This is a genomic window from Haemophilus sp. SZY H56, assembly GCF_054332415.1.
In genome coordinates, this window is the sequence record NZ_JBTGNX010000002.1 from 34,541 (window position 1) to 49,102 (window position 14,562).

Consider the following 14,562-nt stretch of genomic DNA (forward strand, 5'->3'; position numbering starts at 1 on the left):
TAGGTGGTCTTCTTACTTTAATAAGGCATATTTACTTCATCGCCACACCCAACCACTTCATCATCTCTCTCTCATCCCAACCTTTACGTTTGGCATAATCTTGAGCCTGGTCTTCATCAATGCGACCTAAAGTAAAATAGTTGCTTGCAGGGTGGGTGAAGTACCAACCGCAGACGGAAGCTGCCGGCCACATGGCATAGCTTTCGGTGAGTTTCATGCCGATGCGTTGTTCAACTTCTAATAAATCCCAAATCAAGGCTTTTTCCGTGTGTTCTGGGCAGCTTGGGTAACCAGGTGCAGGGCGGATGCCGACATAGTTTTCATTGATTAAACCTTGATTGTCGAATTCTTCTTGCGTGTAGCCCCAAATGCGGGTGCGAAGCTCAAAGTGCAGGTATTCTGCCATAGCTTCGGCTAAGCGGTCGCCTACGGCTTGTAGCAAGATGGCGTTGTAGTCATCGCCTGCCGCTTTATAGCCTTCCACTAGCTCCATTTCTTCAATACCCGCACAGACGGCGAACATGCCGAACCAGTCTTTTTTACCGCTTTCGCGATCGGCGATAAAGTCGCTTAAGCAGAAGTTAAATGGGCTTTTGCTGTTTTTGCCACGTTCGGTTTGTTGGCGTAAGCCGTAAGCCGTGCCAATGGTTTGCGTGCGTTCTTCATCAGCGAAAAGCACCACATCATCGCCTACACGTTCTGCAGGGAAGATACCTAAAATACCGCTTGGGTTGAGTTTGTGGTTTTGCTCTAATTCATCTAAAACCACTTGCGCATCATTCCAAACTTTGCGTGCTTCTTCGCCGCCTTCTGGATAATCAAAGGCATCAGGATAGCCGCCCATCAAGCCCCAAATGCGGAAGAATGGCGACCAGTCGATAAATTTACGCAGCTCAGCAATCGGCACGTTTTTAAATTCCACAATGCCAGTTTGATTTGGTTTTGGTGGCACATAATCTGCCCATTCTCCACCAAAGCCATCAAAGCGGTTTGCACGTGCATCTTCAATGCTCAATTGCTTACGCAGTGGTTTTCGGTTAGAGAAAGATTGCTGAATTTTCTCGTAATCTTTCTTGAATTGTTCCCATAATGCCGCACGGCTTTCTGGGTTCATCAAGGTCGCGCATACAGTTACCGCACGGGAGGCGTTAGAAGTATAAAATACGCCGTGTTCTTTATATTTTGGATAAAGTTTAATGGCCGTATGTTCTTTAGAGGTGGTCGCACCGCCAATCATCACTGGCAGATTTAAGCCTAAACGAGTCATTTCACCTAAGAAGTATTCCATCTCATCTAGAGAAGGGGTAATCAAACCACTTAACGCGATGATGTCCGCTTTTTCATCAATGGCGGTTTGAATGATCTTGTCCGCAGGCACCATTACGCCTAAGTCAATCACTTCAAAGTTATTACATTGCATCACTACGCTTACGATGTTTTTACCGATGTCGTGCACATCGCCTTTTACGGTTGCAATCACCACTTTACCGTTGCTTGAACCTTTTTGTTTGGTGGCATTGATAAACGGCTCTAAATACGCCACGGATTGTTTCATCACGCGTGCGGATTTCACCACTTGTGGCAGGAACATTTTACCGTCACCGAATAAATCGCCGACTACGTCCATGCCCGCCATCAACGGGCCTTCAATCACATCTAATGGAGTTGGTAATGTTTGGCGAGCTTCTTCAGTATCTTCCACAATGTAAGTGGTAATCCCTTTCACCAGCGCGTGTTTTAAACGTTCTTCCACTGGCCAAGTGCGCCATTCTGCCACAGAATCGACCGCACTTTCATCGTTGCCTTGGTTACGATATTTTTCTGCAATATCGAGTAGTTTTTCGGTGGCATCAGGGCTGCGGTTTAATACTGCATCTTCCACGATTTCACGCAATTCAGGATCGAGATCGTCATAAATCGCAAGCTGTCCTGCATTCACAATCCCCATATCCATGCCTTGTTTGATGGCGTGATAGAGGAAGACGGCGTGAATGGCTTCACGCATCACGTTGTTACCACGGAATGAGAAAGAGACATTCGACACCCCGCCTGAGATTTTCGCATGCGGTAGGGCACGTTTGATACGACCTGTAGCGTTGATAAAATCGACACCGTAGTTGTTGTGTTCTTCAATCCCTGTACCGATAGCAAAAATATTCGGGTCGAAAATAATGTCTTCTGGTGGGAAACCCACTTGGTTGACCAAAATGTCATAAGCACGGCTACAAATTTCAACTTTACGCTCTTCGGTATCAGCCTGCCCCACTTCATCAAATGCCATCACCACAACGGCAGCACCGTATTTACGCACCAATTTAGCCTGATGAATAAATTTTTCCTCGCCCTCTTTCAACGAGATAGAGTTCACAATCGGCTTACCTTGCACCGACTGTAAACCTGCCTCAATCACTTCCCATTTAGACGAGTCGATCATGACTGGCACTTTAGCTGCATCCGGTTCGGTCGCCATAATATTAAGGAAACGGGTCATGCATTTTTTGCCGTCTAATAATGCTTCATCCATATTGACGTCAATCACTTGCGCGCCGTTTTCTACTTGGTCGATAGCAATTTCAATGGCTTCGGCAAATTTATCTTCTTTAATTAAACGCTTAAATTTCGCCGAACCCGTCACGTTATTACGTTCACCCACGTTCACGAATAGGCTTTCATCATCAATGTTGAGCGGCTCTAAACCTGATAAACGCATCGCGGTTTTAATTTCCGGTAATTTACGTGGCGCAATACCTTGCATGGCATCCGCAAAGGCTTTGATATGCTCTGGTGTTGTACCACAACAACCACCGACAATGTTTACAAAGCCACTTTCAGCCCATTCCTTAAGGTGTGCGGCCATTTCTTCTGCACCTAAATCGTAGCCACCAAAGGCATTTGGTAAGCCTGCATTTGGGTGGACGGAAACATAGGTTTCGCTGATTTTAGACAGTTGTTCAACATACTGGCGAAGTTCTTTCGGGCCTAGTGCACAGTTCAAACCGAACGTTAGCGGTTTGGCATGGCGAAGCGAGTTGTAGAACGCTTCAGTGGTTTGCCCTGAAAGCGTACGGCCAGAAGCGTCGGTAATGGTGCCGGAGATCATGATCGGCAATTCCACACCTAATTCTTCAAATACGGTTTCAATGGCGAAAACGGCCGCTTTAGCGTTAAGCGTATCGAAAATAGTTTCGATCATGATTAAATCAGCACCGCCTTCAATTAAGCCTTTGGTCGCTTCAGCATAGGCATCGACCAATTCCATAAAAGTGACATTACGGAACCCTGGGTCGTTTACATCAGGGGAAATCGAGGCAGTGCGGTTAGTTGGCCCTAACACGCCAGCAACAAAGCGAGGTTTTTCTGGTGTGCTGTATTTATCTGCAGCTAAACGTGCTAATTTTGCTCCTGCAAAATTCAACTCAAAAGCGACTGCTTGTAAGTCATAATCTGCTTGTGCAATGGTGGTAGAACTGAAGGTATTGGTTTCAATAATATCTGCACCCGCGGCTAAATATTTCTCGTGAATCGCAGAAATTAACAGGGGCTGGGTGAGAGTGAGCAAGTCATTATTACCACGTAAATCAACCGCACTTTCTTTAAAACGCTCGCCTCTAAAATCAGCCTCGGTGAGTTTATATTTTTGGATCATCGTCCCCATTGCACCATCTAAAATGAGGATGCGTTCAGCGAGGGATTTTTTCAGTAATTCGGTTTGATTATGTGACATAGACAGCTCTTTTTAAAATCAATCAATATTGCTCGAAATAATAGGGATAAGCGTGGATACTGTCAAATAAAAGGGGAGAAAGCGCGGTAAAAAAATAGAATGTTTTCAAAAAGAAAGGCGGACAAATTGTCCGCCGAATGGTTAGCAATATTTGCTGTCCGAGTAAAAAAACAGATTAACGTAAAAATGCCGGAATATTTTTTTCGTATTCACTGATGGCATCTTCGTGTTGTAATGTCAAACCGATGTTATCCAAGCCATTTAATAAACAATGACGGCGGAATTCATCCAGTTCAAAGTGATAAACTTTGTCACCTACAGTGACGGTCATCGCTTCCAAATCCACATGGATTTGTTTGCCTTCATTTGCCCAGACCCATTGGAAGATTTCTTCCACTTCTTCTTCGCTTAAACGAATCGGTAACATGTGGTTATTTAAGCTGTTGTTGTAGAAAATATCTGCAAAACTTGGTGCGATCATCACTTTGAAACCGTAATCGGCTAATGCCCAAGGTGCATGTTCACGAGAAGAACCGCAACCTAGGTTTTTACGTGCTAATAAAATGGTCGCGCCTTGATATTGTGGATAATTCAGCACGAAATCTGGATTTGGTTTAGTGCCTTCTACATCCAAATAACGCCATTCATGGAATAAGTGTTTGCCGAAACCTACGCGCGTAATCGCTTGTAAAAATTGTTTTGGAATAATCGCATCCGTATCCACGTTTGCTGCATTCAATGGCACTACTAAGCCTGAAAGTTGTTTAAATCCTGCCATTTTCTGCTCCTTAGTTTAATGTGACGTCACGAATATCAACGAATTTACCGAACATTCCCGCTGCGGCAGCCATGGCAGGACTCACCAAGTGAGTACGACCGTTACGACCTTGGCGACCTTCAAAGTTACGGTTTGAAGTGGAAGCACAACGTTCCCATTCACCTAAACGGTCATCGTTCATCCCTAAGCACATTGAGCAGCCCGGATTACGCCATTCAGCACCCGCTTCGATAAAGATTTTATCCAAGCCTTCTTTTTCCGCTTGTTCTTTCACTAAACCGGAACCTGGTACCACTAAAATACGTTTTACATTATCGGCTTTTTTGCGGCCTTTCATGACAGCCGCTGCCGCACGTAAATCTTCGATACGAGCATTAGTACAAGAACCGATAAATACTTGATCTACAGGGATATCTTTTAAATCAGTGTTAGCGTCTAAGCCAATATAATTCAATGCTTTTTCTGCTGAAGCACGAGTCACGGGATCGGTCATTTCCGTTGGATTAGGCACTCGTTGATCGATACCGATTACTTGGCCTGGGTTGGTGCCCCAAGTGACTTGCGGTGCGATATCTTTGGCTTCTAATGTAATGACGGAATCAAATTGCGCGTCATCATCAGATTTTAAGGTTTTCCAATAAGCGACTGCATCCTCCCAATCTTTACCTTTCGGTGTATGTGGACGGCCTTTTAAATAGTCGAAAGTGGTTTCATCCGGTGCGATTAAACCCGCTTTCGCGCCCATTTCAATCGCCATATTACAAACGGTCATACGACCTTCCATAGAAAGCTCACGAATCGCTTCACCGCAGAATTCCACTACATGGCCTGTACCGCCCGCCATGGTTGTTTTACCGATAATGGCAAGAATAATGTCTTTTGCGGTAATGCCTGGCGCGACTTTGCCGCGCACTTCAATTTTCATATTTTTTGCACGAGCTTGTTTTAAGGTTTGGGTAGCTAATACGTGTTCTACTTCAGATGTACCAATACCAAATGCCAAAGCACCGAATGCACCGTGAGTGGCGGTATGGGAGTCACCGCAGACGATCGTCATACCTGGCAAAGTTAAGCCTTGTTCCGGTCCCATCACATGCACAATACCTTGTTCTTTGGTGGTCATGTCGAATAATTGAATACCGGTCGCTTTCGTGTTTTTTGCAAGCTCCAGTACTTGAATTTTTGCTTGGCCTTCAAGTTTGTTCACATCACGTATTTGGGTAGAAATACTGTGATCCATGGTACCGAAAGTTTTACTGACTTGACGTATTCGGCGGCCTGCAACACGCAAACCGTCAAAGGCTTGTGGGCTGGTCACTTCATGGATTAAATGACGGTTAATATACAAAATCGGCGTTTCGCCTTCAGCTTCGTACACCACGTGGGCATCGAATAATTTTTCGTAAAGAGTTTTTGCCATAATTTTTCTCAATTCGTTAGAGGCTTTTGTTAGAGTAGTAAGTGCGGTTAAATTATTACTCGTAAATCCTGAAGATTTACTCGCTCCTTCGGAGCCGTTGGCAGAGCCAACGTTCAAAAAGCGTTGCTTTTTGTGGGTGTTTTTAAACCGCACTTTAATTGTTTTTATTAGATTGCATTAGCGATTAACGTACCCATTTCCGCAGTTGAAACAGGGGCAGAGTCATCGGCTAAATCACCGGTACGGTGACCATTTGCTAAGACTTTTTGCACGGCATTTTCAATCGCATCAGCGGCATCATTTAAGTTGAAGCTATAACGCAACATCATTGCCGCAGAAAGAATTTGTGCGATTGGATTGGCAATGCCTTTGCCTGCGATATCTGGTGCAGAACCGCCAGCAGGCTCATATAAGCCGAAACCTTCTTCGTTTAAGCTAGCAGATGGCAACATCCCCATAGACCCTGTGATCATCGCGGCTTCATCAGAAATAATATCGCCGAAAATGTTAGAGCAGAGGAGTACATCGAAAGATTCAGGCGCTTTGATTAACTGCATGGTCGCGTTGTCGATATAAATATGATCTAAGGTGACTTCAGGGTAGTCTTTCGCCACTTCTGTCACAGTTTCACGCCATAAGATTGAAGCTTGTAATACGTTCGCCTTATCTACTGAAGTCACATGTTTACGACGTTTCATTGCTGCATCAAAAGCCGCACGTGCAATACGTTCGATTTCATACTTGTAATAAACTTCGGTATCAAATGCTTTGGTTTGAGCACCTTCACCTTCACGGCCTTTAGGCTGACCGAAATAAATCCCGCCGGTTAATTCACGAACAACCACCATATCAAATCCTTTCGCTGCAATATCTGCACGTAATGGACAGAATTTTTCTAAGCCTTTATAAAGGGTAGCAGGACGAAGATTGCAGAATAATTTGAAATGTTTACGCAATGGCAACAATGCACCGCGTTCTGGTTGTTGATCTGGTGGTAAATTTGTCCATTTAGGGCCGCCTACAGAGCCAAACAAAATTGCATCCGCATCATCACAACCTTTTAAGGTGTCTGCCGGTAATGGGCAACCGCAGTGATCAATTGCAGCGCCACCCACATAAAATTCGTTAAAGTTAAGTTTGAAACTGAATTTTTCTTGGACTTTGTTTAATACTTTAATGGCTTCAGCCATGACTTCCGGACCGATACCGTCTCCTGGTAGAACAGCGATGTTGTATGATTGCATATTATTTTTCCTATTTCTTTCACACTAAAGTGCGGTTAATTTTTTTCATATTTTCTCCCCTCTTTTATAAAGAGGGGCTGGGGGGAGATTTTAACGATATAAAATTTACCACTGAGGTTGATGTTACTTCTGCCAAATCTCCCCTAACCCCTCTTTGCTAAAGAGGGAGATTGGGTTAGTGATTTTTGTGGCTTTTAATGTCTGCAACTTTATGAGCACGATAAATGGCATTAATTGCATGAACTAAAGCAAGTGCGGAAGATTCAACGATGTCTGTCGCTAAACCAACACCATGGAATTTACGGCCTTCGTGTTCAATCACGATATCTACCTGACCTAACGCTTCAGCACCTTCGCCTTTTGCAGTTAAGTTATAGTGGGACATTTTGATATCTAAACCGGTTAAATTCAAGATCGCATTGTAGACAGCATCAACCGGACCATTACCACCGATAGAAGAGGTACTTAATTTTTTACCATCCAATTCCACTTGAACAAAAGCGGTTGCTGGATATTCTTTAGTGGAGTGTGCCGAAAGTTTATCTAACACTAAGCGATCTTCATCACCTTGTTGCATGTCGATAAACGCCAACGCTTCCAAGTCATAATCGAACACTTGGCCTTTTTTATCTGCTAATTTTAAGAAGGCTTCATACAATTTATCCAAATCGTAATCTTGTTCGGTGTAGCCCATATCTGCCATGTGGCCTTTCACGGCGGCGCGACCAGAACGTGCGGTTAAGTTTAATTTCTCTTTCTTCAAGCCAATGGTTTCCGGAGACATGATTTCGTAGGTATTTTTGTTTTTCAACATACCATCTTGGTGAATACCGGAAGAGTGAGCAAAAGCATTTGAACCCACAATCGCTTTATTTGGTTGAATTGGCATATTACAAAGTTGGCTCACCATTTGGCTGACACGGTGAATTTCTTGCGTGTTGATACGTGTATCCACGCCCATAAATTCTTGGCGAACTTTCATGGCCATCACCACTTCTTCAAGTGAAGTGTTACCCGCACGTTCGCCAATGCCATTAATGGTACATTCAATTTGGCGAGCACCATTTTGTACTGCGGTTAAGGAGTTAGCGGTTGCCATACCTAAGTCATTGTGACAATGCACAGAAATCACAGCTTTGTCGATATTTGGCACGCGGTTACGCACTTGAGCAATGATATTGCCGTATTCATTTGGTAAGCAGAAACCAACGGTATCTGGAATGTTTACGGTGGTCGCACCCGCATTAATTGCGGCTTCAACAATACGACAGATATTATCGATGCCCGTACGGCCTGCATCTTCGCAAGAAAATTCCACATCATCAGTGTAGTTACGTGCACGTTTTACCGCTGCCACAGCCATTTCAACGACATCATCAAATGTACGTTTTAATTTGGCTTCAACGTGTAATGCGGAGCTCGCGATAAAAGTATGAATACGGAAAGCTTCCGCCACTTTTAAGGCTTCGTAAGCCGCATCGATATCTTTATTTACCGCACGGGAAAGTGCTGCAACACGACTATTTTTGATATGACGCGCGATAGTTTGAACAGATTCAAAATCGCCTTGAGAAGAAACCGGGAAACCCACTTCCATCACATCCACACCTAAACGTTCAAGTGCCAAAGCAATTTGTAACTTTTCTTTAACGGTTAAGCTTGCTTTTAACGCTTGTTCGCCATCACGCAAGGTGGTATCAAAAATAATAACGCGATCTGTCATAGTATTTTCCTTCTTTTATCACTCAAAGTGCGGTCATTTTTACCGTGATTTTAAAACGAAAAAACCCGCAATCTTAAAAGTGCGGGTTGATAATAGATTTTTTACATAAAGGTGTTTTTTATCCACAACTTAGCCGCACAAAGAATGTGAGAGCAGAAGGTTGAGAGATAAAGAAACAACTTGGTACATAAAAAGATAATCCTATAAAAAATTCTGTAAAACGCTGTTCATATTACCGATAAAAGTTTTACTGTCAAACCATTTTTTAGTGATTTATATTTAATGTTGCTATATTTTCATTATTGTAAAAGTTTATTATTCTAAATTTGTGGCGATGTATGGGGTTTGTCTCTAAAAAGAACTTTGATAGAGCCATTTTTATACTGCTTTATTCATTATTTTTGGTATGCAGATTTTTTCTAAAATTTTTTCGCTTTTTACGATCTGAATCGCAAAATTAAGACAAATCTTTCATTTTGGGAGACCAACCTTGTCATAATTCTCTTTTTAAAGGAGAGAATAAATGAGTGATTTTGCGTCGATTTTATTGCGGTTGTCACAAGTCCCCAAATTGGGCAGTGTGCGAATTCAACAAATTCTAGCCCATGTAGGTATAGAAGACTTATTAAATTATGATGAAGTTGCATTTCAACAAATGGGCTGGAAATCTTTGCAGATTCGTCGTTGGTTTCAGCCTGAAATGAAATTCATTGAACCCGCTTTGAGTTGGGCCGAAAAAGAAGGGCATCATTTAATTCACAGTTTTTCAGATGACTATCCTTTTTTACTCAAACAAATTAGTGGTTTTCCGCCTTTATTATTTGTGAAAGGCAATTTAACCGCACTTTCTGCTCAACAAATCGCCATGGTGGGGAGTCGCTATTGTTCGGCTTATGGTGAATATTGGGCAAAATATTTTGCGACAGAACTTTCTCTCGCGGGATTGACGGTCACGAGTGGACTTGCATTAGGTATCGATGGATTTAGTCACCAGGCGGTGGTGGATATTCAAGGACAAACCATTGCCGTATTGGGCAGTGGATTAGCGCACATTTACCCCGCGAAACATCGCCGATTAGCCGAGCAAATTATCGAAAATAACGGGGCATTAGTTTCTGAATTTATCCCTACGCAAGCACCGATTGCCGAAAACTTTCCTCGCCGTAATCGCATTATCAGCGGGCTTTCATTAGGAACATTAGTCATTGAAGCCACAGAGAAAAGCGGTTCACTCATTACAGCACGTTATGCCTTAGAACAAAATCGCGATATTTTTGCGCTGCCGGGGAATATTCAAAGTGAATACAGTCAAGGCTGCCATAAATTGATTAAGCAAGGGGCGATGTTGGTGGAAAATGTTAAAGATATTTTAGATAGCCTCAACCATAGTGTTGTTTTTCAGCCGCCAGTACATGTGCTAATCAATCAGTCGATAACTCAACCGCTCACAGCAAAAACACCAGCTGTGGAGCCGAGTCATCCTGAACTTTATCAACATATCAGTTATACACCAATAAGCCTCGATGATTTATCTGCAGCATTGAATTTGCCGGTGGATTCGCTTTTAGTACAGTTATTGGATTTGGAATTACAAGACTTAATCGTCAATGAGAATGGACTCTATAAGCGGGTAGCGTAAACGGGGTGGAGCGAGGAGGCTATCCTGTGCTAAGATACGGTTTCGTTTTAGAAAGGAGAACCTATGTTAGCCATTATTTCCCCAGCAAAAACCTTAGATTTTGAAAGTGCGGTCAGAAATCTGCCTGTTTCTCAACCGCACTTGACGGATTATAGTGAACAACTGATTGAAATCTGCCGTCAATTATCTCCCCAAGATCTTTCTTCCTTAATGTCTATCAGCGATAAACTTGCAGGCCTAAATGTCGCTCGTTTTGCGGAATGGACAAAATCTCACAACGAAAAAAATTCACGCGCAGCCATTTGGGCATTCAAAGGTGATGTTTACACCGGCTTAGATGCTGATAGTTTATCTGATGAAGATGTACAATTCGCTCAACATCATTTACGTATGCTTTCTGGCCTATATGGCTTACTTAAACCCCTCGATTTAATGCAACCTTACCGCTTGGAAATGGGCACAAAGTTAGCGAATCCAAAAGGGAAAGATCTTTATGCTTTTTGGGGAAATATCATCACTCAATCTGTACAACAGGCACTTGATGAGCAAGGTGATCGTGTGTTGATCAATTTAGCTTCAGATGAGTATTATAAATCAGTGAAAGAGAGCCAATTAGACGCACAGATTGTTAAGCCAGTTTTCTTAGATAATAAGAATGGTCAATACAAAGTGATCAGCTTTTATGCGAAAAAAGCTCGTGGTTTAATGTGTCGTTTTATCATTCAAAATCGTTTACAGTGTGTTGAACAACTGAAAGAGTTTAACCTTGGTGGTTATTGGTTTGATGCAGCATCCTCTACTGAAAAAGAATTTGTATTTAAGCGAGATATTAATGAATAAAATTCTTGTTATATTGACCGCACTTTTACTCTCAGGTTGTGCGGCAAAGGTGAGTCAGCTTCAAACGCCTGAAAAAATTGAGTACAACGGCAAAACCTATAAGCTTACTGCAAGCCAAGATTTGGGGACGATTGCACGTTACGTTTATCTGATGGAGCCAGATACATTAGAAAATTGGCAATCTCAGATTGAAGTGTTGTTTGATCGCGATCTGGTTCGTACTATAGAACAACGCGTGACATTACGTGAGAAGGTATACCGTAATTTAGGTGTAAAAGATTTCAAAATCCTTGCTAATTCAACGAATCCGAAAAAGCCTGCCACAGAGTTAACTGGTTATGTCATTTATGCACCAACAGAACAGAATCCATCTTGGCAGGTAGATATTGCAAAAGGAAAAAATATTCCTTCTTGTGGTTTTGTACAATATCAATATTCTCAAAAAGTAGAACAAGGTAAAAAATTTCAACGTTTAAGTAAAGTAAAGATAGTAAGACATTTAGAAAAATATTTAGTGGCGAAAGAAAGTAAGACACTACAAAAAGCAGATTTGTCTTGGAAGTGTGAAAATCATTTTAATCACTAAAACTTATAACTAGATCAAATCTGGCGTAAATTTTAAAAATTTTGCTAGAGCAGAAATAGTGGATAGTGTAATCTTATTATCAGTTATTTTTAGAATGCAAAGTAGGTAAGTATGATTAAAAAAATTGCGGTATTAACCAGTGGTGGCGATGCACCAGGCATGAATGCTGCTATTCGTGCTGTTGTACGAGCAGCACTTGCAGAAGGGCTTGAAGTATTTGGGATTTACGATGGTTATCAAGGCTTATATAACAATAAAATCAAACAGCTAAACCGTTATAGTGTATCAGATGTGATTAACCGTGGTGGTACATTCTTAGGGTCTGCTCGTTTCCCTGAATTTAAGGATCCTGCCGTCCGTGAGAAATGTGCGGAAATTTTACGTTCACATGGTATTGATGCCTTAGTAGTTATCGGGGGGGACGGTTCTTATATGGGGGCAAAATTGCTCACAGAAGAACATGGTTTCCCTTGCGTAGGTATTCCAGGCACGATTGATAACGATGTAGCAGGCACGGATTACACAATCGGTTATCAAACAGCCCTACAAACAGCAGTGGACGCCATTGATCGTTTGCGTGACACCTCAAGTTCTCACCAACGTATTTCTATCGTAGAAATCATGGGTCGTCACTGTAGTGACTTAACTATTTCTGCAGGTATTGCCGGTGGTTGTGAATATATCGTGGCATCTGAAATGGAATTTAATCGTGAAGAATTAATTCGCCAAATTGAACGCAGTATTATTCGCGGAAAACGCCATGCGATTATTGCGATTACTGAATTAATTACAGATGTGCATTCTTTAGCTCACGAAATAGAATCCAGAGTAGGACATGAAACTCGAGCAACGGTATTAGGCCATATTCAACGTGGTGGCTCACCTTGTGCTTTTGACCGAATCTTAGGTTCTCGTATGGGCTCGTATGCAGTAGACTTATTGTTACAAGGGAAAGGTGGCTACTGCGTGGGCATTCAAAATGAAAAATTAGTTCACCATGATATTATTGATGCAATTAACAATATGCGCCGTGAATTTAAAGCAGATTGGTTAGAAATGGCTAAACGTTTAGAATAATCTTTTTACGGTTATTTAAAACAAAAGAAATCGGGCTAAAATAATCATTGTTTTAGCCCGATTTTTATATGCCGTAGATTAGGCTTTTCGGTTATTTCTCTTACGTTGTAAGAAGTACACTAAAATGAGTAATAATGCACAAGCGAGAGAAACGATAAATAAGCTACCAAAGAATCCATTCCAATGGAAAGATTGAATAATCCATGCTAATGGCGCACCTGCTGCTGCTGCACCAATATAGGCGAAGAGACTAACGAAACCGGTAGAAGAACCTGAAGCATGTTTATGGGAGTTTTCCGCCGCCGCCATTGCGATAAGGAATTGTGGACCGAAGATAAAGAATCCCATCAGGAAGAACAATCCACACATAATGAAATAGTTATCGCTAGGGATGAACCATAATGCTAAGGAAGTTGAAATAATACCTAACACATAAATAATGTTCATTTGGGTACGGTTTCCGTTGAAGAATTTATCAGACCCCCAACCTGCAAAAAGCGCACCTAAGAATCCGCCGATTTCAAAGAAAGAAACAGCAGAGTTTGCTTTAAGTAAGTCATAACCGTGGGTTTCTGTTAAATATAAGTTACCCCAGTCGTTGATACCAGTACGGATAATATAAATAAAACACCAAGAGAATGCTAATGCCCAGATAATGCTGTTTTTGAACACATAAATTTTAAGAATTTCCCAGTTAGATAAACCTAAACCTTCACTTTCATGTTCTTTTTCAGCAATATCATTACGCCATTCACCAACCGTTGGGAGACCCATTGAAGTCGGGCGATCGCGCAATAAGAAACAAAGAGCAAAACCGATGACACAGGCTATAATTCCTGGCACGATCATACCGTAACGCCATCCCCAATAAAGGGCGACGGCACCAGATAAAATTGGAATGAGTGCACCACCTAAGTTATGTGAGGTATTCCAAATCGCCCACCATAATCCTCGTTCGTTACGTGAGTACCAAGTGTTTAGAATTTTTGAACATGGAGGCCATCCCCAACCTTGGAAAAAGGCGTTGATCATCCAAAGGGTGATAAACATAAAGATAGATGAACTCATACCGAATAGAATATTAACGACACCCGTCATCATTAAGCCAATCCCCATAAAGTAACGAGGATTAGAACGATCACCAAGTACACCTGATAAGAATTTTGACACACCGTAGGTAAGATAAAACGCCGTACCCATGATCCCGATATCGGCTTTTTGTAGCCCTAAGTCCGTCAGCATGGCAGGCATAACGAAGTTAAAGCTTTTACGAGTAAAATAGAAAACGGCATATCCGATATAGCTAGTGATCATCAAATGTAATCGCCAGTAACGATAAGTTTTGTCGATCTCCTCTTTGCTTTTCGTAACCGGTAGATCCGGTGGTACACTGAAGATACCCATAATATTTCTCCTCTAATGATAATAATAAATTATTCCAGTATATTACAAAGCCGACTTTCAAAAGGGGACTCAGATCAAAAAACTGGGGATTTATAGGAAAAAATGGCTTGATGAATCGTTGATTTGA

The 14,562-nt window shown here is 42.0% G+C and carries 10 protein-coding genes; 4 read left to right on the forward strand and 6 right to left on the reverse strand.

Features of this window, described 5'->3' with window-relative positions:
• Positions 1–31: 31 nt before the first annotated feature.
• The 5 genes from metH to leuA all read right to left on the reverse strand — a co-directional run bounded on the left by metH (position 32) and on the right by leuA (position 8,889).
• Complete coding sequence (metH, locus tag ACXVWP_RS02085) at positions 32–3,724, reverse strand: methionine synthase (protein ID WP_297568882.1); 3,693 nt, start codon at positions 3,722–3,724, stop codon at positions 32–34.
• Between the two features lie 175 nt (positions 3,725–3,899).
• A complete protein-coding gene (gene leuD, locus ACXVWP_RS02090; RefSeq protein WP_289901568.1) occupies positions 3,900–4,502 on the reverse strand; it encodes a 3-isopropylmalate dehydratase small subunit in 603 nt (200 codons plus the stop codon).
• Positions 4,503–4,512: 10 nt separating this feature from the next.
• Complete coding sequence (gene leuC, locus ACXVWP_RS02095; RefSeq protein WP_289901567.1) at positions 4,513–5,922, reverse strand: 3-isopropylmalate dehydratase large subunit; 1,410 nt, start codon at positions 5,920–5,922, stop codon at positions 4,513–4,515.
• A gap of 167 nt (positions 5,923–6,089) precedes the next feature.
• The gene (leuB, locus tag ACXVWP_RS02100) at positions 6,090–7,166 is read right to left on the reverse strand and encodes a 3-isopropylmalate dehydrogenase (protein WP_297568879.1); all 1,077 of its coding nucleotides are present in this window, start codon (positions 7,164–7,166) and stop codon (positions 6,090–6,092) included.
• 175 nt (positions 7,167–7,341) lie between these two features.
• Positions 7,342–8,889, reverse strand: coding sequence for a 2-isopropylmalate synthase (gene leuA, locus ACXVWP_RS02105; RefSeq protein ID WP_297568876.1), 1,548 nt, complete (start codon positions 8,887–8,889; stop codon positions 7,342–7,344).
• 523 nt (positions 8,890–9,412) lie between these two features.
• Between leuA and dprA the strand changes: the two genes are divergently transcribed.
• From dprA to pfkA, 4 genes are all read left to right on the forward strand, one after another.
• Entirely contained in the window at positions 9,413–10,528 is a 1,116-nt protein-coding gene (dprA, locus tag ACXVWP_RS02110; protein ID WP_297568873.1) for a DNA-processing protein DprA, read from the forward strand.
• Between the two features lie 63 nt (positions 10,529–10,591).
• On the forward strand, positions 10,592–11,368 hold the full coding sequence (yaaA, locus tag ACXVWP_RS02115) for a peroxide stress protein YaaA (protein WP_297568870.1): 777 nt from the start codon (positions 10,592–10,594) through the stop codon (positions 11,366–11,368).
• Positions 11,361–11,954 carry a hypothetical protein gene (locus ACXVWP_RS02120; protein ID WP_297568867.1) on the forward strand — a complete coding sequence of 198 codons (594 nt, stop codon included), beginning with the start codon at positions 11,361–11,363 and terminating at the stop codon, positions 11,952–11,954. Before yaaA ends, ACXVWP_RS02120 begins: the two co-directional genes overlap by 8 nt.
• A 111-nt stretch (positions 11,955–12,065) precedes the next feature.
• Positions 12,066–13,031 carry a 6-phosphofructokinase gene (gene pfkA / locus ACXVWP_RS02125; RefSeq protein WP_297568864.1) on the forward strand — a complete coding sequence of 322 codons (966 nt, stop codon included), beginning with the start codon at positions 12,066–12,068 and terminating at the stop codon, positions 13,029–13,031.
• A 78-nt stretch (positions 13,032–13,109) separates the two neighbouring features.
• Here pfkA and uhpC read toward each other — a convergent pair whose 3' ends face one another.
• On the reverse strand, positions 13,110–14,435 hold the full coding sequence (gene uhpC, locus ACXVWP_RS02130) for an MFS transporter family glucose-6-phosphate receptor UhpC (protein ID WP_297568860.1): 1,326 nt from the start codon (positions 14,433–14,435) through the stop codon (positions 13,110–13,112).
• Positions 14,436–14,562 lie beyond the last annotated feature (127 nt).

What these genes read in the sequence shown, in the direction of transcription:
- ACXVWP_RS02120 (WP_297568867.1), top strand. Translation starts at nt 11,361, where the DNA reads ATGAATAAAATTCTTGTTATATTGACCGCACTTTTACTCTCAGGTTGT.
- metH (WP_297568882.1), bottom strand. Translation starts at nt 3,724, where the DNA reads ATGTCACATAATCAAACCGAATTACTGAAAAAATCCCTCGCTGAACGC.
- leuB (WP_297568879.1), bottom strand. Translation starts at nt 7,166, where the DNA reads ATGCAATCATACAACATCGCTGTTCTACCAGGAGACGGTATCGGTCCG.
- pfkA (WP_297568864.1), top strand. Translation starts at nt 12,066, where the DNA reads ATGATTAAAAAAATTGCGGTATTAACCAGTGGTGGCGATGCACCAGGC.
- uhpC (WP_297568860.1), bottom strand. Translation starts at nt 14,435, where the DNA reads ATGGGTATCTTCAGTGTACCACCGGATCTACCGGTTACGAAAAGCAAA.
- leuD (WP_289901568.1), bottom strand. Translation starts at nt 4,502, where the DNA reads ATGGCAGGATTTAAACAACTTTCAGGCTTAGTAGTGCCATTGAATGCA.
- leuA (WP_297568876.1), bottom strand. Translation starts at nt 8,889, where the DNA reads ATGACAGATCGCGTTATTATTTTTGATACCACCTTGCGTGATGGCGAA.
- yaaA (WP_297568870.1), top strand. Translation starts at nt 10,592, where the DNA reads ATGTTAGCCATTATTTCCCCAGCAAAAACCTTAGATTTTGAAAGTGCG.
- leuC (WP_289901567.1), bottom strand. Translation starts at nt 5,922, where the DNA reads ATGGCAAAAACTCTTTACGAAAAATTATTCGATGCCCACGTGGTGTAC.
- dprA (WP_297568873.1), top strand. Translation starts at nt 9,413, where the DNA reads ATGAGTGATTTTGCGTCGATTTTATTGCGGTTGTCACAAGTCCCCAAA.